Annotated in this window: 8 protein-coding genes; 6 read left to right on the top strand and 2 right to left on the bottom strand. The window is 45.4% G+C overall.

The features are described 5' to 3' along the window. Positions 1-1,505: 1,505 nt before the first annotated feature. The 6 genes from AB1611_19035 to AB1611_19010 all read left to right on the top strand — a co-directional run bounded on the left by AB1611_19035 (position 1,506) and on the right by AB1611_19010 (position 17,157). Positions 1,506-6,140, top strand: a complete 4,635-nt coding sequence (locus AB1611_19035; protein ID MEW6381678.1) for a hypothetical protein — start codon at positions 1,506-1,508, stop codon at positions 6,138-6,140. A 154-nt stretch (positions 6,141-6,294) separates the two neighbouring features. Continuing rightward, positions 6,295-7,242: a hypothetical protein gene (locus AB1611_19030; GenBank protein ID MEW6381677.1), complete on the top strand. Its 948-nt coding sequence runs from the start codon at positions 6,295-6,297 to the stop codon at positions 7,240-7,242. Positions 7,243-7,258: 16 nt separating this feature from the next. Then, the gene (locus tag AB1611_19025; protein MEW6381676.1) at positions 7,259-8,839 is read left to right on the top strand and encodes an IPT/TIG domain-containing protein; all 1,581 of its coding nucleotides are present in this window, start codon (positions 7,259-7,261) and stop codon (positions 8,837-8,839) included. Positions 8,840-9,042: 203 nt separating this feature from the next. Further along, entirely contained in the window at positions 9,043-11,850 is a 2,808-nt protein-coding gene (locus tag AB1611_19020; protein MEW6381675.1) for an HYR domain-containing protein, read from the top strand. A gap of 300 nt (positions 11,851-12,150) precedes the next feature. Then, positions 12,151-15,315, top strand: a complete 3,165-nt coding sequence (locus AB1611_19015) for an HYR domain-containing protein (GenBank protein ID MEW6381674.1) — start codon at positions 12,151-12,153, stop codon at positions 15,313-15,315. Between the two features lie 321 nt (positions 15,316-15,636). After that, complete coding sequence (locus AB1611_19010) at positions 15,637-17,157, top strand: MopE-related protein (GenBank protein MEW6381673.1); 1,521 nt, start codon at positions 15,637-15,639, stop codon at positions 17,155-17,157. Positions 17,158-17,257: 100 nt separating this feature from the next. Here AB1611_19010 and AB1611_19005 read toward each other — a convergent pair whose 3' ends face one another. Then, positions 17,258-18,223: a glycosyltransferase family 2 protein gene (locus AB1611_19005; GenBank protein ID MEW6381672.1), complete on the bottom strand. Its 966-nt coding sequence runs from the start codon at positions 18,221-18,223 to the stop codon at positions 17,258-17,260. A gap of 10 nt (positions 18,224-18,233) precedes the next feature. Further along, the gene (locus AB1611_19000; GenBank protein MEW6381671.1) at positions 18,234-20,333 is read right to left on the bottom strand and encodes a hypothetical protein; all 2,100 of its coding nucleotides are present in this window, start codon (positions 20,331-20,333) and stop codon (positions 18,234-18,236) included. Positions 20,334-20,365 lie beyond the last annotated feature (32 nt).

Raw genomic sequence — 20,365 nt, 5'->3', positions numbered from 1 at the left:
TTTTTCTCCCTCCCCCCTGTGGGGAGAGGGCTGGGGTGAGGGGTGTGACCGGTGGTTATTCCTTATCATAATCATAATGATATTGACCCTGACGGCAGGTGGATGGGCATAAAAATTGAAGTATGGATAAAGGCAGGATACACACATTATTATGCATAAGTAGTCTCCAGGAAGGATCGTCTATAAAGAAAGGAAAAGAGGCTAAGACTATCTCTTGTTCATTTCTTGAGACTAGGAGAAAAGGTATTTTTAGCTTTAAACCGCTACTACGAAAGGTAAGAAAGTTTGAGAGTCTATCCTAGAACTCCATTTCAGGTCAATGAGTTCGTCAGTTCCCAAAGATTTTGGAATAAGCGCTGATAACATTGCGTGTTCAAGAGTGTTGGCTTGATGAATGTCCATACTGAGAGGCTATTCAAATCCTAAATCCCAAATCGCACCTATTGGTCGGAGGTTTTGGAAGAGGCGCTGAGTCATTCTGATGTTAAAGGGATAGGAGGGGAAGCAGAGGAATGCAAGGAGCATGAGTATGACGTTCTTCAAACTGTATGAGTTGGGAAAAGCAGGAGTTCTTGCAAAAGGGTTCTCCGGTATGTAATGTTTTACACATATCCCTAATATATTAAAAAGTAAGAAGAAATAAGTAAACAAGTTTTAAACTATGAATTCTTTTTCACATAGGAGAGAAACTCTGGCATCAGTATACCACCGGAAAAATTATGACTCAGGAGATATTAGTTTTTAGGAAATAGTTTAATTTGTATCCGGAATAACCAGGAGGGTTGGTATATCAGCTTGTTATTATTTATGTTTATGATATTTAAAGTTTCAGGGTATAAAGAGGTGCAGGTGGACATAAATATTTTTCACATGGCAGGGAAACTTTTATGAATGAGGAAAGATGCTGGAAGCTCCCGGTCAGTGGTATTTATAAGGCCTTGAATGGAAATCAGGTTAAGGAAGTAAGGTACAAAACTTGCATAAGCTACTGCAAGGTTAAGAAGGGAAAAGCGGCGGCGATTTAGGTTAAGGCTTTGGATAGGTGGAACCTTGAGAGCGGTATGCCAGTGCAGTATGCTGTTTACGGTAAGTATGGCATCGGAGTAAGCAGGGATCAGGAATGTAATTATGCGTACAGCAGTCAGTGACCGACCACACACTTGATAAGCGAGTATGAAAATAATTGCCTATAATACCAATACCTGATTACTCATAAAGACATTAGCCTGACGTGGAAATGATTCCTGGAAATGATCGGAAAAGAAACCATAACAGGAAAAGATAAAGTGTCATATATCTCAGTAGAATTTAGATTGTCTGAAATAACTGTCTTTGCAGAGGAGGTGATGAGAAAGAATCATTATCTAGGAGATTCTAGAGAGAGTAAAAGTCATAAGGAGGTGAGATGGTAGGTTAGGATAATCGTACAATACAATTCATCGTCGTCATCCCAGGTTATAACACGTTAACCTAGTATTTTTTTGTAATGGTTAGGAGGTTTTCACATGTCTATGAAAAAAGGAATTACTTTTATCGCAACTTTATTGATTCTAGCCTGTGTAGTCTTTACGGGAAGTGGCGCCTGGGCGGCATCGTCGACTACACCGACTATGAAACAAGAAGATGTCACTGCTTACAAAAAGGGGGACAAGACCCAAGCTCCCTATAATAAGATTTCACAGGATAACAGAACCATTTATTATGAAGGGACAGGCTATTCAGGAGTATTAGGCGGCTCCGATATCACCGTTGTAGGTTACCAGTATTATGATAAGGATGGCGACGGGGAGCCTGAATTCGTCGCGTATAAGGATTTCCATATTCCTCCGATCAGTTCCGTCAATAGCTGTACCTACAGCGCTGGTACGGTGAAAGGAAACTTTACTCTGCTCGAGACGATCGGCGATGAGGAGTCCGGATTAATCGGGGAAGGTATTGTTAAGTTGGAAGTCCTGATCAAAGGGATGGATGCTCCAAAGTCGTTCTGGCTGGAATACAATCCTCCTGCAATTGACTTGGATGAAAGCTTCCTGCCTGATACTGGCAGCCAGATTCGGAAATTCTTTGTAGCGACCATTACCTCTGCAGATGGAGATACCTTGGAGAGCACAACGATGGATGAAACTGGCGAAGATGTGGAAAGGCCGGTATATGTCTGGATGAAATCGAAGCTGGCCGGTTCTGAAGACAAGAACTATAAAGTAAGAGTTCAGTCTTCCGAATTCAGCAAGTCGGTTTCATTGGTAATCGATCCATTATCACAGACTTCAGATCTGCGGTTTGAGGTAAAAGATGAAAGCGGACTTTCTTATGTGACTGATTTGGATGAGATTGGCGGGAATGTTTCCTTTCTGCAAACTATTGATCCACAACAATCTTCCATGTTAGCAACGACTGAGGTTGCGCTGGTTAATGATGAACCCGTCCTCATGGTGAAAATGCCTGCTGGAGCTCTTGATTTTGATGAAGTGAGAATGAACAAGCTCAATGTAAATGGGAAATTCATCACCACCAATAATGACTGGAGTCAGGCGGATGCGGAAGGTTATCGGTACCTGGTAGTCCCGGCCACCGAAGATGTTGATGTCTATGCCTGGGGTTCAGCCGAACAGGTGACACTGGCTGTGGACAACGATGAAAATCCTGATGATTACGATGTTTACTTTGGTATTGTTGATGGATCTGCCCCGGTTTTAATGCAGGCTCTTCGGGATGAAGTTAACAACCGGACCCTGTTGATCTTCAATGAACCCCTGGATAAATCAGCACCCATCGACGGCATTGAAGTATGGAAGAGTTCTTCCGATCACGAATTCGTGAAATATACCGGCAAAGCAACCTATTCTACGACCAATGCCAATGTAATCGTTCTGCCTGAGAAATTGGCAGTGGGTTATGGGGTAAGAGTTGGTGACATCGGTGATATTGATGAGATATACAGAGATCAGCAAAGCCTGATCAGAGACCTCAGCGGAAACCGGATCATCGAAAGAGAAGTAAGCGTGATGAACGGTTTAAGAGTGAAAGAAGTGAGAGTGACGAGTGTTGGTGAAAATTTCACTACAATCGACATTCAATTCAGTGGTGATCTCGATCTCAATACTCCTGCAGAATGGGGTGACGCTGAATATTATCTGGTTAAGACATCTGCTGACAAGCTTGCTCTGCCAGAAGATGACCTCGCGACAGACTGGCTCTTTGATTCTGACGGCGATGGTACGCTGGATGCTTTGCGTTATTCCAAGATTGAGGATGAATTAGATCCGGTTCCAGACGAGGCAGATACCGTGCGGTTGACCATTAATGCAAGGCTGACTGATACCAGTGATGCCGGTCTTCCCCAAGTGTCGATTTCTTCGCTCGGTGCAACCCATATCAAGGGTGAAACTGGTGCGCTCCTGGTGAACGATAATAAGGGAGTAGCCTCCGTTGATGCGGTTGGCCCGTATATTGTGTCTGCATCATATAACAAGAACCCATCCAATACACAGCTTCTGGATGATGATGTAAAGAACCACGTGATGACCCTTACCTTCAGTGAGCCAATCCAGTGCGGAGCCGTATATTTCCCACGGTATGATTTGACCCTGGTAGATCGTGACGGCAATGCATTTGATGAAGACCTGGCTTTTGGACGGCATGCGGAATTCACCCCAAGGACTGGCTACTCAGCTCAAATCCAGGTTAAGATGGGCGAAAACTATGGCGATGAGGAAGACGAGCAGGTTATCCCAGTTATTGAAGGGGAGACCCGGGTACGTATTCAAGCTGAAAAGGGTGAAGGCTTCCGCGATAAACATGACAACCCGGCATGGGCTCGGGATATGGAAGATATGGGATTGGAAGAATTTGTGCGTCTGGTGACAATCAAAGATGGGACCACTCCCTGGATCGTAAGTGTCAGCACAGTTGATAGCAGTATCCATGATGGAGAGGAAATTGGAAATGGACAGATTGAGGCTCTGAGAGTGGTATGGAGCGAACCTGTCGATCAATGGTTTGATGAGCCGGTTGGTGTTGCATCGGTAGTGGGTTATTCTTTACTGAATCCCAAAACCTCGTCTATAGATATCGTAGATGATGATACTGTCGATGTCATGTTGAAAGAACGAGTGGATATGCCGGACACCAGTGCACGCCCATCATTGACTCTGAATCTAGCCCCCAATGTCAATTATTATGAAGAGGCCAACGAAAGACCAGAGGGTGAGGAAAAACTCCGGGTTGATAGCAAGATTGTAATTCCATCCTCCGGAATCACTGATGGGGCCCGTCCAGTTCCATTGAAGGTTACGTTCCAAAAAACCAAGTCTCCTGCGGCCGGCACGACAGGTACGTTTGAGTATACATTCAGAGTAAAATATTCTGAACCGATCGATCCGAATGTCTGGAGTGATGCTGAGCATGATGCAAGTCTCGATTTTGAAATTCGAGGTAATGCTTCAGGTAGTGCAGAGCCAGCTTTAGCCGATCTTACAATTGGCGAGTATATTGTGCACGAGTGTGAGCAAAATCCCACCACTTTGTCTTTTAAGGTTACGTATACGGGAAATGCACCAATCAATGAAACTGATCCTACTCCACTCTATGTTATGCCGGTTGAAACGGGTTATGAGAGTGCCGCATTTGATCCTGCGGATATGGGGCCGGATGATTGGCAGATCGGCGTTTACGACAAGAACTGGAACTTCGCTGCATCGAGTGCCATTTGGTCAGATCGACCGGATGATCTTGAGGCACAAAAGCACGAGATTGATGGCGGTTTGACCAGTGCTGTAGAAGGACACGATGTAACTACCGCTGCTGGTACGATGATATTGCGCGGAAAAATCATCGGTCCTGATGGCGATCCGGTTGAACCCGCTGTTGCTGAAAATCCGACGGATGCCGAGAAGTGGAGAATCTACGCTTACAGTCTGAATAACCTCTTCCGTTATGAGCATTCACGGCATTTGGAAGCTCAGCATGACGACGAAGATCATCCCGATTGGGTTACTGGATATGAGGTTGTCGATGGCACAGTCGTCGATCCCAATAGTGCTGCCTATGACCGCTATGATATGGTAAGACAAGTACTTGCACCAAATACTTTTACAGAAGGCGATGATGCTGAAAATGGTGTTTGTTTTGGGTCAGCCTATGTCGATCCGAATGGCGAATACATGATGAATATCTACGGCGATATGCTTGGCTCTGGCCTGGAAGATGGTTTTAAATCCGGCGAGCCGATCTATCTGGTTGTTGAAACTCCTGCGGAGCCTGGCGATGACATTACGCCCCATAAATATCTGGTCACCAACGGATGCAAGAACGATGCTGGTTTCTATGTTGAGTGGAAAGATAATGAGTATATAGCCCACGATATCGATCTTACCAAGTATGAAGAGATACCGCTGAAGAAGGGCTGGAACCTGGTTTCTTTCTCGACTCTCAAGAGATATGTCCTGGGTGATGGTAAAGTCGCTGGTACATCATTGCAGGTGAACGTTGACGGCACCTGGAAGGATATTGATGCAAGTACCCTGGTCAAGGCTGCCAGTGTCGATATGGTTATTCCTTCCTTGTATCAGCAATGGTCCAGAATATTTACCGTTAACCCATCGAAATCAGATAGAGTGGATGCGCTGAGAGTGACTGAACCTGTTACTACCGGCCAGTTGAACTTCACCGGTGGTGTAGAGTACTTCTCTGTTGGATATGGCTACTGGATCAATATCCCGTCCGTACTGAACGCTAACCTGGTTGTTCTTGGAGATTCTCTGAGAGACAGCACCAACTACCGGCTGCCGGTTAATGTGGGCGTATACGGTGGTTGGAACCTGCTTGGGTATTGGGGCCAGAAAGTTTCCTATACCTACCTGCCGTATGGTGTAGGATTCTCCAGTATTTTCGATGCAGATGAGGCTGACTGCTATAATCAGGTGTCGGCGATCAGTGAGGCTTTCTGGTCGATCGGATCGAAGCTTGATGGCGTCAGAACCTTCTATCAGAACGATCCCACCAATATGGATTCAAGCAAGATATCCAAGGCTTGGTATCCTGCCAAACCTGGACGGCCTGAGCTGAACGAAATTACCTATGTTGGTCCAGGCTTCGGATATTGGGTAAGGATTACGGACGAGTGTGATGTGATGTGGTAATGCCTTGTATCATGATCTCTTACGAGGTCAGATATAAAGTATACTACTGATCTTTCACAAGAGTTGAGTTTCATGGTGAGGCCTCTGAAAAGGGGCCTCACCATAAACTCTTTACGAAAACTTTGTAAAATAAGAGTCAGGAGAGTAGGAAAAAATGCCAGGCAAGAACAAGTTATCAATAACCCTGTTGGTCCTTGGCGTTTGTACTATTACTATTCTTGGCTGGATGTGGTGCTCATCCTACAGAACAGAAAAGGGCGAGGAGATGGATGGTACTTTGTTGGATAATGAGGAGACAGCCCTTCTCCTGGACAAGATTGATGGCTTGCTGAACGATTCTTCAAAGAAAAAAAATTCCGATATGCATGAGGCCAGCGAAATCCTTCATCCGGAAGTACACCATGAGGATGAGAAGGTTGAGCCGCCCAAAAATCAAATAGCCGCTCATGATCTGGAAGATAAAAATAAAAAAAGTGTAAGCTGGTGGGAAAACAACCAACAAAACTATAGAACTTATCCAGACATGCAGGGAAATGGCCAGCCAGGGAATCCGACGATAGCTCAAGGGCAAACAAAGCACAAAAGCGAAAAAATTTACGGATCAGGATACGGATCAGGATCTTTAATTTCTCTTGCTTCAAAGGAAAAAACCCTCCCTTCGTCATACGGGAAACCATTGGCGGAATCCTCGACCACGAATAATGGAGGCAATCCCATTCCGTGGTTAAGGCCGCCGGTAACTCCTCCCGAAGACACTCCAATCTCACCGGAACCAGAGGATAATATTCCCGATCCTGAAGCAAACCCCTGGAGTGTTGATTTCTGGGGACATATAACCAATCCTCCTAATGAAGGTGCCTGGGTGGTTGCCTATAACACCGAGGGGAAGGTCTGTGGGAAAACCAGGGTTAAGAAGGATGGAACATATGGAATTCTTCATGTTTATATGGATGATGCAGGGACTCCGGAGAAAGAAGGGATGCAACTGGGAGAGCCGATTATTTTTCAGGTTGGCGGGAAGAGGGCTGAGCCGGTAATACCAGGGAAAGCTGTATGCCAGGGAGATGGTTTAAACCAGCTCGATTTAAAGGTTGAATCATGAGGGAGGTTTGAAATCGATGCCTAAACGGTGCAAGGGTATATTCATAATTATCGCAGCTATCCTGTTGCTGCAGGCGTATTCAGTTTCTGCCTGTGGTCCGAAACATTTTGACGTTGAATCTAATTGGAAACCAGACTTATTGCCGGATATCAGCATGTTCACGGATATTGGTGGAATCCTGAAAATTAATGGTCAAACCAGGGCCTGTGATGAAATCGGAGTTTTCTATAAGGGTATATGCGTCGGAAGGACAACTGTAGAGAGTGAAGAGGGAATCTACGTCGTGCACATTTTTAATTATACGGCTTTTAAGGAAGGTGTTTGGGCCGGTGATAATGGGCCGACGACTTCAAGTGTCCTTGAGGTAAGAATTTGGGATGCCCAAAACCAAGTGGAGGTCAAACCCGGCACTCAGGGATACACGGTCAATATTCTTGATTCGGCAGTGAAAAATTCAGCCGGAAATCTGATATATAAGCCGAATACCACTGGCAAGTGGCGTGTCGATATAACGTATACTATGGAGTTAGACGTCACTCAGGTTGTGCCGAGCCAAAGTTATACGGGGCAAAGCCAGGAGATCACCATTACGGGAAAAAATTTCGCTCAGGGAGCGAAGGTTTTCATCGGTACTACAGAGTTATCATCAGTAATCGTTCAAAACTCAACCACCCTGAAAGCTATCGTACCTGCTACCATACCGGAGGGGACTTATGACCTGATGGTAACAGCGGGTTCCCTCAGCAGAACTTTGACGGGTGTATTTAAAGTGCTCGCAAAACCGGCGACAAGGATTAACAGGCTCATACCTAATAGGGGAGTCAACGATGAAGTAACACCGGTCACCGTGGTAGGGTTAAATCTCATGGAAGGCAGCACGGTAAAAATCGGGAATGTAAAGTTGATCAACCTGGTTTATTCCGGAGATCATATGACGATCGATGGTGACGTTCCGAGGGGGATCCCGGCTGGAATTTATACCGTAACCGTTATTGGTCCGGGAGGAGAAACCTGCGAGCTTGCCAGTGGGTTTACTGTTTTGCAGGGGCATGAAGAAACGATGAATCTGGTGCCTGGATTGAATTTTGTAGCCTACCCGGCCACTGCACCTGCATCGTACAAATCGTATGATTTCGTGTCTGATTTTTTCAGTCCTCAAACTCTGGACAGTCTCTGGTATTATAAAAATCAGGATAACCGATGGGAAGTCACTTTCTGGGACAATGATGGATACCCCAGCGGTGACAACTTTGCAATCGAAAACGGGAAAGGATATCTGCTCTATTCCAAGGTTAATGATGGGCTTTCTTTTCCCGGCTGGGGAAGTCGTTTCGAAACTCAACTTTATCGAGGGACGAATGTGGTTTCATTTAGCCTGCCAGGTACATCCTCTAATTATACATCCTATGATCTTATCCAATATATGCTTAATCAGCAATTAAAGGTTGTCGCTATTCAGAAATATGAAAGGGAAAGCGGCCGGTGGCAGATTACGTTCGGATTATCCGGCCAGCCTGTGGGAGATAAATTCAATATTAATAAAGATGAAAGCTATGTTGTTTACATGAAGGAAGATAAGCTGGTAATGCTGCAATAGAAAAATATAAACTCATATAGTAAGATATTAAAAAATAGGGAGGTATGATTATTGATCCCTAAAAAATCTAACAGGTTTTAATAAGATCATTGGAATAAAGAAGGAGGTGTATTTTATTCAGACAAGACATCTATTTCATCCTTGCTCTTTTATCCATAACACTTATCAGGAACATATCCAGAAGGTTACAGGGGTGTCCACATATGAGAGAATATGAAAAAGAGAATGCATTGCGAAAGAATGCATTATTAGTTTTTCTGAGCCTTGTGCTCATTCTTTTATCGGGAATGAAGGTAGCTCAGGCTCAGCAGGTAATTTTCGTTGATCAAAAGCAAAGGTTCTGGACAGATTCGGTTAAGACCATTACCGAAGGAATTGAGAAAGCTCAAAAGGCCAATTGTACAGAAATCTGGGTGGCTGCAGGTACCTATAGAGAAAGGATAAAACTGTCACCGGGAATCTGTATCTATGGTGGTTTCACAGGTGAAGAAGTTGTAGGAGGAAATCAAACAAGAAAGGAGGTAAGGGATAATAGAGATATTCTTACCAATGTAACCGTGATAGATGCGGAACTGAAAGGAACTGCCGTAACAGGGGCTTCGGGGGCTGTTATTGATGGTTTCATGATAAAGAATGGAAAAGCGGCTCAAGGTGGAGGGATTCTCTGTAATGAAAGTAATCCCTATGCAGGTGCCACGGTAACTATCATGAATTGTACGATAACGGGAAATGAAGCGACTACCGGTAATGGAGGGGGGATTTATCTCTGCAACTATAAACCGATTATCATTAATTGTGAAATCGTCGAGAATGATGCCCCTCGCGGGGCTGGCGGAGGTATTGCTCTCCTGAGCACTATGGATGGTCTCATCAAGAATAATGAGATTCAGCGGAATATTTCATCGAAAGGTGCTGGCCTTTATATTAATTCCGCAGGAGCTCAGGTCGAGATTCGAAATAATCTGATTACCCGCAATAGTGCAACAACCGGCTCGGGTGGTGGTCTTTATATGGAAAGGTGCAGCACTCCCCTGGTTTCCAACAATATTATTGCGCAAAATCAGGCCGTAACCGGTGGTGGCGGAATTTATTTATGGGGCAGCCATCCAGTTATCATCAACGATACGATAGCTGAAAACTACGCTACCATGAATGCATACTCCGAGTTACTGTGTGATCTTTCCCAACCAGCCATTACCAATAGCATAGTCTGGAGTATCGGCGGTGGTGAGGCTGTTTACAGCCCATACCCCATGACCAAGGTAACCTATTCCGATATTTCCAATCTTGGATCAATAGAAATAGAAGGCGCAAACACAAACATCAGCCAGGATCCCAAGTTTAAAGATACGCTCTATCATCTTCAAACCGGGATTGACGGCAGTGTTTGCATTGACGCCGGCGATCCGGCTTCTTCTCTCGATCGGGATTTAAGCCGTAATGACATGGGTGCCTACGGTGGACAGAACGCCGGTAAGGTTGGCTGTGATTATGCATTTCCGGTTATCGATGTAAAGCTCGACCCAATTCCCGGTATTGAGGCTAATAATATTGAAGGCACTATGACCTGGTTCAAGGTTGTCCCGATTTATCCGGATAACTCTTTGGGAATCTATTTGAATGACGTTCTCATCGTCGAGTTGAAAGACAATGATGGACTTCCCCCAAAAGTCGTGATTACCGATTCAATCGGTATACCACTTGATCCGAATACGATTTCCCTGGCCAATGGGAAGAATGTGCTGACGATTAAGGCAACTGACGGATTTGGTCACCAGGCGGTTCGCAGTATAAATATCGATGTAGTTGATACTACGCCCCCTGAGATCATCTGCCCCGCTGGAATAACGGTTGAGGCGGAAGGACCCGAAGGAGTAGCTGCTACCAGCGCTGCCATTCAGGCTTTTCTGAAAGGTGCAACGGCCACCGATATTGTCGATGGATCAGTTACCCCAACCACTGATGCTCCGCAAATGCTGAAAGTCGGCAAAACCATTGTTACTTTCACCGCAACCGACAAGGCCGGGCAATCAAGTACCTGTCAAGCTACGGTAAGCGTGGTCGATACCACATCTCCTGTTATAAGCTGTCCAGATGCCATTACGGTTGAGGCGGAAGGACCCGAAGGAGTAGCTGCTACCAGCGCTGCCATTCAGGCTTTTCTGAAAGGTGCAACGGCCACCGATATTGTCGATGGATCAGTAACGCCGACTTATGAGGCCCCGGAGATGTTTAAGGTCGGCAAAACCGTGGTCACCTTCACAGCTACTGATAAGGCCGGTAAATCAAGTACCTGTTCTGCTGCCGTAACGGTTGTAGACACAACTCCTCCGGCCATGAGTTGCCCTGATGGCATTACGGTCGAGGCTGAGGGTGCCGATGGAGTATCAGCCAATAATGAGGCCATTCAAGCTTTCCTGAACGGTGCAACGGCCACTGACATTGTCGATGGCGCAGTGACACCTGTTGCCAATGCTCCGGCTGTGTTTGGGATTGGCCAAACCGTAGTTACTTTCACAGCAACCGATAAGGCAGGCAACTCGAATACGTGTTCTGCCACCGTAATTGTGGAAGATACCACAGCCCCGGTTATTACCAGTTGTCCACAAAGCATCACCGTAAAAGCAGAAAGCCCGCGTGGTGCTGCCATTGACAGCGCTGCCATCCAGGCTTTCCTGAATAGTTTCACGGCTACGGATGTTGTGGGGGTAAATCTTACTAATGATGCTCCAGCTATTTTCCCGGTTGGTGATACGGTAGTTACTTTTACAGCTATAGATAGTGCCAATCACACAAGCACCTGTAAAGCTACCGTGACTGTTATGAGGACTGGAGATATTAATGGAGACGGCAAGTTAAGTGCAGCGGATGCCCTGTCCGTTTTCCAATGCTATCTCGAAGAAGGCCCCTGTAATCAAGGGTGTGATGTTGATGGCGATGGGAGAATTTCGGCCAAGGATGCACTGTGCGTATTCTTGAAATATCTTGGAGAGCCATCCTGTCTTGACTAAGAAATGCAGCGAAGAGAATAATCGAGAGTTATTCGATCGCTGACATAAATTAGCCGAGAAAGTGCGGACTAATGAGTATACCCGGCCTAGTTATTTAATGATTCTGAGCGGAGCGAAAGAATCCTGGAACCTTACGGAAAAAGGATTTCCGCTCCGCTCAAAGTAACAACACCTCCAAGTAACTGCCGCGTATTGAGCTCATAGGTTTATAAAGTAGTAGGGTAGATATTATTTTTAGGACTTAGGATAGAGGGAGCTTACATTATGAGTAATAAGTATAAACTAAGCGTTAGTTTTCTCATGATAATGTTAATAACTTTTATCGGTTCTTCCCTGGTCTTTGCAGATGGGTTTACCGTCGATACCCAGCGTTGCGTTGACGCTGGCGGAACGGTAGTTTTTACCATCTCAGTGACCAATGCGCCAAAGGCAGTATCGAGTTTTGGATTTGAGATCAACTTTGATCCAAGTGTGTTGGAGTATGTGAGCTTTAAACCCGGTGACGCGCTTGCCGGTTTCGGATTCTGCCAATATAACAAGATAAGCCCGAATACGGTAAAGGTCGGCGGTCTTGATCCATATGGTACCGGTGGTCTTGCTGCCGGGGCGAGCGGCAAGGTAGGAGAAATAACCTTTAAAGTTTTACAATGCGGTTCCTCTCCAGTCAGCGTGGTTAAATTAGCTGATGATATGGCAGACTGGCCGGCACAGGCTGGTGCATTGCAGCCGGATGTCCAGCATGCACCGGTGTTACAGACAATCGGTAACCAGAATGTAATGGTTGACAGCACGTTATCCTTCACTGCCCAGGCAACGGATGAAGATGGTGATACTATCACCTATTCAATTTTAAACGCACCGGATGGCGCTTCCTTCGATAGTCAAACTGGTCAATTCAACTGGACTCCGGGTCAGGCCCAGGCAAACCAGTCCTATACAGTAGTAATTACGGCTACTGACGGTACTGGCAGAAGTGACGACGAAACGATCACCATAACTGTTCAGGAACCCAGTGCCCCGGTTTTACAGCCGATTGGCAATAAAACGGTCTCGGCAGGAGATACCCTGTCATTTACCGCTCTGGCAACCGACGCTGATGGAGATGCCATTACCTATGCAGCTTCCAACGCACCGGCTGGTGCCACCTTCGACAGTTTAACCGGCCAGTTTACCTGGATTCCGACTCAGGCTGAGGCAGGCCAGACCTATTCAGTAGTAATTACGGCTACCGATACTACTGGCAGAAGCGCTTCTGAGACAGTTTCAATTACAGTTACTTCAGCAACATTGTCCCTTAACAGTCAGAGCTGTACCGGAATGGTTGGCGAAGAGGTTACCTTTACGATTTCGGTAAACGGTGCTACCAACAAGGTCAATAATTTCGGCCTTGAAGTAGGTTTCGATGAGAATATACTGGAATTCAAGCCCAGTACGGATGAAATAACCCGCGGGACCCTTACTCATGATTTTGACTTTTTCGGCGTGAGCCATCCCAGAGCCAATACGTTAAAGGTGGCTGGAGCAGGGAGAACAGGGTTCGATCAGGCGAGCAGTGGATCTTTAGTTAATCTGGTTTTTGTCGTAAAAAGCTGCGGACCTGCAACCGTGAGCATTATCCGTGACCGTCTTGACGACGACATGATTGGCTGGTCAGTTGCAGACGGGCAGCTCGTTGAAGCTCCCTCAATAGTTTGTCCTTCCAGTATCGTAGTTGAAGCAGACAGTATCGGAGGAGCATCAATCAGCAATCCTCAAATTCAGGCATTCCTGAATGGAGCTACAGCTACGGATGCTCTGAATAATTTATTGCCGGTTACTACCAATGCGCCTGCTATGTTCGGGCTTGGTATTACTGAGGTAACTTTCATGACGGTTAATGGCGCTGGTACAGTGAATAGCTGTAAGGCCACAGTAACTGTACAGGATACTATGGGTCCTGCAATCAACTGCCCCGGAGATATCACGGTCGAGGCAACAGGACCTGATGGTATACCTGCCAGCGCATTACAGAGTTTCTTGAACAGCGCAGTTGCCACAGACGTTGTCGAAGGCTCGTTGAATGTTACCAGTAATGCTCCCGCTGTATTCCCTCTCGGAGCCACGGTGGTGACCTTCAGTGCCCAGGATAGTGGAGGATATGTATCAAGCTGTTCAGCTACGGTTAATGTAATGGATAACACGCCTCCATCTATTAGCTGTCCGGGTACAGTCCTTCGGCTGGAAGCGGAAGATTCATTTGGCGTGCCAGCAGATAGATCAGCGATAATTTCCTTCTTTGGAGACGTAGCAGCAACGGATGCGGGAGATGCTTCAGTAACAATTACGAATGATGCCCCTGCTCAATTCCCAATTGGTACGACTCAGGTTACTTTTACCGCTCAGGATGATTATGGCAATACGGACTCTTGTGCTGCTACAGTGATTGTCGAGGATACAACAGCGCCTCTCATTAATTGCCCCGGAAATATTACGGTCGAGGCAGCCACACCAGGCGGTGTTGATATCAGCAATGCTCAGATTCAAAGTTTCTTGAATGGGGCTACTGCTTCCGACAGCGCATCGGCAGTATCAATTACCAACAATGCTCCATCTCAATTTGGGCCTGGCAGTCATGAGGTAATCTTCACTGCGCTCGATGCTTATGGAAATTCCGATACCTGCTCGGCTGTGGTGACTGTCGAGCTCAAGGATACAACACCACCTGTTATTAATTGTCCTCAGGGTATCACGGTAATGGCTTTTGATAAAGACGGGGTATCCGCTGGCAATGCTCAGATTCAGGCTTTCTTGAACGCAGCTACTGCATCTGACAATATTGATGGCGACGTCCAGGTTACCAACAATGCTCCAGGTACGTTCCCGCTTGGTTCAACCACAGTGACTTTCACCGCAGTTGATAGTTTATCGAATTCGGCTAATTGTCAGGCTGTTGTGCTGGTAGAGGATCAGACACCTCCTGTCGTCACTTGTCCTTCCGATATTACGGTTGAGACGGAGAGTGCATCCGGCGTACCGGCGACCGATGCCAAGATCAAAGCTTTCCTTGATGCATTTACCGCTTCGGATGTTATTGACGGATCGGCAGTAACTCTTACTAATACTGCTCCCACACAGTTTGCCGTGGGTGATACGGTAGTAACATTCGCCGCTATTGACAAGTCTGGAAATAGCCAGAGCTGTACAGCTAAAGTAACGGTTAAGCAGGTTGCGCCAGCATACGGTGGCCTTTATAATTTCTTCAGTGGCGGCTATAACGCCTACACCGGCTGGAATGGGCTCAGTACATCATACTATCAGCCATCGGCTAATCTCTATCAGCCATACAACGACCAGTTATACAACTTCCAGCAGTCATGGGATTTAAAACCAAACTATAGCCAGCAGTGGTATACGCCGGTAACTTCAAATATCTGGAATCAGACGTCATTATTTAATGGCTACCAACCCTGGTTTACCTGGTTTTAATTATTGTGGTATTTCGTGATTACCTCTTAATCTTTGGTACCCAAAGGTGGCGGAGCTTCTTTCAGGGGAGCTCCGCCAACCTTTCAAATGAGGGTAAAAATATTCAGATATGGGAGAATAGAGAGTACGTCAGCTTTTACCACACCATGATTAGCTAATAGCCAAAAATTGCATGATAAACAGGGGTGATGGGAAATAAAAATAAACTCGGATAAAATAGCTGTAACCTTAAAGAATGCTATCTGATCGTGTTAGATAATCAAGTTGCTCGTAATATGTTTATCAAGGCTATTAAAAAAGCATTAGGAGAGGGGCTTAGCTGTGAAAGAAAAAAATTATTCATCCCTGAAAGTATTTCTGTATTTCTTTCTTCTCGGTAGCTTGCATATCATATTATTAAACTCAACAATAACATATGCATCATCACAGGTTGTTGTGGCAGATGTATCTACCAAATCCTTTAGTGTCATTTACAACTTATCAGAGCCTTATCATCCTGATGACCTGGACCTGCTTGTTTTTGATGGAAGCGGAAAATTGATCAGGGAAGGGATTACGATAGAAAGTGATGATGCCGGTTCAGTCCCTATGGCATCTCAAGCAAATAGAATCAAGAGGTTCATAGTTAAAGGCTTAACGGCCAATACCACCTATTACTATCAGCTTCTTGCAAATGGTGTGGCTTTTTTGCCTGCCGATAACCCACTTAATCAGGGGCAGAAATACGCGGTAACAACGGAGAAGTACGATGGTACCGAAAATTTAAGGATAACGAATGCTGATTTAACGACAAATGATACTCTTTTGTTGCCGGAATGTAATGTAAATAATCCCTCTGCGGTCGGCGCGTCACTGGTACTTGTCAATGTCCTTGATAGTCAGAATGGTAACAATAGCAGGCTTAATGATTATCCATTATCATCCTGGGTAGGAGAATGTTCTCTTGCAGATGGACAAAAATATGCCTTCATTAACTTAAATAACCTGTTTAATAAAGAATACCATACACCGCTCGAATTAGCAGGCGGAGAAAGAATCGAAATTATTTATTTACGGCAAACGCAAACTGCCGCAGACAGTGAACTGAAATTAAATGCAGACCTTCCCCAGGAAACAATGGTTTATACCTCGTTCAAGCCAACGGCTATTCCCCAACCCAGGATTGCATATTCTTATCATTTGGATGGAGATTACGATGGATATGGAAGCAACGACGTATCTCTTCTTTTTACAGCTACTGTTCCCTATGGATATAGCAGGAATGGGGGCGATTGCAATGACGCCGATGCTCAAATACATCCGGGAGGAGCGGAACGCTGTGACGGGAAAGATAATAACTGCGATGGCAAGGTGGATGAGAACCTTACGCAGAACTGCTCAAATGTATGTGGGAGCGGTACCGAGACCTGTCAAAATGGACAGTGGGTTGGCTGCACAGCACCGCAGCAAGGTACTGAAGTGTGCGATGGGATCGATAATAACTGTGATGGCAGAATAGATGAAAACCTGACTCAGAGCTGCTCAACCCTCTGTGGTACGGGTGTGGAGACCTGCCAGAATGGAAGATGGGCTGGCTGTACTGCTCAGCAACCACAATCAGAAATATGTGGTGATAGGGTGGATAATAATTGTGATGGCAACATTGACGAAAACTGCTGCACCGGAGACCTCAATGGTGATGGCAGTATAACCCCCGCTGATGCGTTGTTTGCCTTTAGATGCTATTTGGGTCTTGGGCTCTGTGATCCATGCGCAGATGTAGATAAGAACGGTTCGGTTACCCCAGCAGATGCGCTTTGTTTATTCAGGAAATATCTGGGTATTCCCAGTTGTATGAACTGAGGAATCTATACATTCTACGACATATCTGACCGCCTATCCTTCCTTCTCTGTCAGGAAAGAAGGATAGGCGGCCCGCCTTGTCTGCCTGCTTATTTTCTCTCTATGCCTGTTCAATGATATCTTTAACAATATACGTCTTCTTATCCTGGGATTCGTGATAGGTGCGGATCAGGATTTCGGCTAAAAGCCCGATCATAATGAATTGTACACCAAGAATAGTGAGAAGGATGGCGAGTAAGATCAGAGGGTTTTTGTGGACCCAAACTCCCTGGTAATATTTTTCAATCAAGGTGATGAGCCCGGTAAGAAATCCTGAGCCGGTAAGGATCATTCCAAAGGTCCCGAAAAAGTATATGGGGCTTGTCGAGTAGTCACAGAGGAATTTAACGGTTATCAGGTCGAGGATGACTTTGAAAATACGAAGGATACTGTACTTGGAAGCTCCGGCGGTTCTTGGCCGGTGATTAACTTCAACCTCCGTGACTTTCGCTCCTACCCACGATGCATAAGCAGGGATAAAGCGATGCATTTCACCATATAGTTTGATATTTTTGATTATTTCCTTCTTATACGCTTTCAGGGTACAGCCATAATCATGAACAAATACTCCCGTCACCCAGGCAATAAGCCGATTGGCAAGGAAGGATGGCAGCTTTCTCGCAAAAAAGGCATCTTTTCGCCTCTTTCTCCATCCGCAGACAAGATCGAATCCTTGATCGAGAATATCTAACAGCATGAGGATATCGGCAGGGTCGTTCTGCCGGTCTCCGTCCATTGATACGATTACATCTCCGCGGGCAAGATCAAAGCCGGCACTCAATGCAGCAGTCTGACCGAAATTGCCGCGAAAGATAACACATTTGACCCGGTTATCTTTACGGCAGATTTCCCGGAGAACCTGAGGTGTACGATCGCAACTTCCATCATCCACAAAGATAATCTCGTAGGGCTGCTGATAATTCCGAAGGCTTTGGGTAATTTCCTCAAAGAGAGGATAGACATTCAGCTCTTCGTTGTAGGCAGGGATGATGATAGAGAGTTTTGGTCTCGGTTGGTTCTTTTCCATGCGGGATAAGTTATTTCAGGCTGAGCTGATCAAGTTTTTTTCTGATAAAATTTTCGGTAGAAGGGTCGAGGATAATTGCCCTGCGGTAGTTTATCTTGGCATGCTCGATATCGCCCATCTTCAGATACGTTTCAGCCAGCAGAAGATACCCGCGAACGTCCCGCGGCTCAAGAGCGACAATTTCCTCTCCCACCTGAATCGCCTCAGGTAATTTGTTCTGGGCCAGGTAAATGCTTTGCAGGATATATCTGGGAAAAATGAACTTGGGATTAACCTGCATATTGCGGTTACATTCCTGTATATATCGAGGAATATTGTCCAATTCGATGCTTTTCTCCTCCATGGTAAGCACAGGATGCAGGAGAAAATAGCCATCCCGCTCAATAAGTTTCCGATTTTCCGGTATGTTTCGAATATACACGACATTGCGGTCATCAAAGTAGACCAGCACCCATTCTCCTGTTTTTTTCAGATATTTGAAATGTTCAACCAAGTCATCCTGCTGATAATTTAAGACAATATAATCGATATGATATTTTTGAAACAGGGCTTGAAAGTCTTTTACGCTCAGCATGGCGTTCTGATGTTCAAGGTAAAGCCGTTCTCCATACGGTAAGTCACGAGAATCCATAACCACCCGTGTTTCGGGGTAGAGCTCATGGATAATATAGGTTCCATAGGTATAGGGGTTGAAGCAATTCCCCTTGATATGGTTTTCTTTGACATACCTGATAGCCTCAACCGGCATATTCGAGGCGACTCCAAGTCCGAAGGGCTTCCGGCTTCCGCGCCGATAGAAGTATCCATACTGAAAGGTCATGCCAGTAAGCACTATGGTAACGCAAAGGATTGTGATCTTACAGAGCAGATCTGCCCTGGCTGATCCCTTTTTGTTGAGCAGCAGATCGAAAAAATTATCGAAGTTCAGGCTCATTATCGGTGCTGTAGCCAAAGCAAAGGTAGTGATGTTACGGTGCATTCTCAATGACATGGCCAAAAAAAGCGCACACAGCGCAGCGTTGGTAAGATCGAAATGTTTCCAGTCGAGTAAAAATGAAAGTCCTAATAGAGCCATCCAGATTTCGAAATACAGGAAAGCATAGGAAGCCATAAAGGTTGGGCTCTTGAAGGGAGGCTGCCATTCATAAATCTGACTCATGAAGATTTTCTTGGAGGTTAGCTCAAAGGGATAACTATAGATACTGATCCCATGCGGATTGATCGAAAGAACGATTCCGGAGATCAGCCAGATGATCCAGAGTTTTTTCAACCGCTGCACGGAAAGGATATCATTCTGAAGGAAGGTGTAGTATCGGTTAATAAAGGTCCTGAACGTCTCAAACAGAGCAAAAAGAGTAATTATTCCCATTCCAACGACGAATCCCCCATGAATGTTAACCCACAGAAGCAGAAGTACCGGCAGCCAGATTAAATAGTCTTTCCGTTGGTATTTATAGGCGAAAAGAATATAAAAGAAGATAGGAACGAACATCTCGGTAAACATATGGGGTCTATCAAGAAAGCGCACGGCAGCATTAAACAGGGCAAAAACTATTATAGGGTAAAAGACAGTCCATCGGTTCCTGGTCAATCGGCAGGTTGCGACCATAAACACTGTCAAAAGCACGACCATCAGGGCTTTAAAAAAGATGAGAGCATTCACGGCCCCAATCTGATAAACAAGATAAAATATTACGCCAGCCAGCCATTCATGATTAACCCAGGGCATGCCAATGGTCCGGAAGGAATACGTATCTTTATAGAGAAAGTGGCGGTTCTTGAGAATCAGTTCACCATTTTTCAGGTGCATCCAGATATCATTATTGGACATCTGCGATATATTCAGGGTAAAGGCAAGCGTTACCAGACAGATAAACAAAAGAGCAATAATCCATTTATTGGCTATCGTAAGGCCTGTCACTGAAGCATCTTTGTTCAGCTCAGCGAGATAAGATTCTTTATCTTTCAGGGTAGTTTGGGGCTCCAGCTCCTCCAAAACATAGTCCTCCACTTCACGGACTGAACAGCCAAATTCATGAGCAATATGAACGATCGAAAATTTTCCATAATTGCTTTGAATGAACTTTTTTACTTTTTCTTTCAATGGCATGCAGTTGAATTCCTTTTATGGCCAAAGAGCTT

Source organism: bacterium, from assembly GCA_040755755.1.
In the GTDB taxonomy this organism is placed as follows: Bacteria; SZUA-182; SZUA-182; order DTGQ01; family DTGQ01; genus DTGQ01.
This window is presented reverse-complemented; position numbering and strand designations above follow the sequence as displayed.

What these genes read in the sequence shown, in the direction of transcription:
- AB1611_19035 (MEW6381678.1), top strand. Translation starts at nt 1,506, where the DNA reads ATGTCTATGAAAAAAGGAATTACTTTTATCGCAACTTTATTGATTCTA.
- AB1611_19030 (MEW6381677.1), top strand. Translation starts at nt 6,295, where the DNA reads ATGCCAGGCAAGAACAAGTTATCAATAACCCTGTTGGTCCTTGGCGTT.
- AB1611_19025 (MEW6381676.1), top strand. Translation starts at nt 7,259, where the DNA reads ATGCCTAAACGGTGCAAGGGTATATTCATAATTATCGCAGCTATCCTG.
- AB1611_19020 (MEW6381675.1), top strand. Translation starts at nt 9,043, where the DNA reads ATGAGAGAATATGAAAAAGAGAATGCATTGCGAAAGAATGCATTATTA.
- AB1611_19015 (MEW6381674.1), top strand. Translation starts at nt 12,151, where the DNA reads ATGATAATGTTAATAACTTTTATCGGTTCTTCCCTGGTCTTTGCAGAT.
- AB1611_19005 (MEW6381672.1), bottom strand. Translation starts at nt 18,223, where the DNA reads ATGGAAAAGAACCAACCGAGACCAAAACTCTCTATCATCATCCCTGCC.
- AB1611_19000 (MEW6381671.1), bottom strand. Translation starts at nt 20,333, where the DNA reads ATGCCATTGAAAGAAAAAGTAAAAAAGTTCATTCAAAGCAATTATGGA.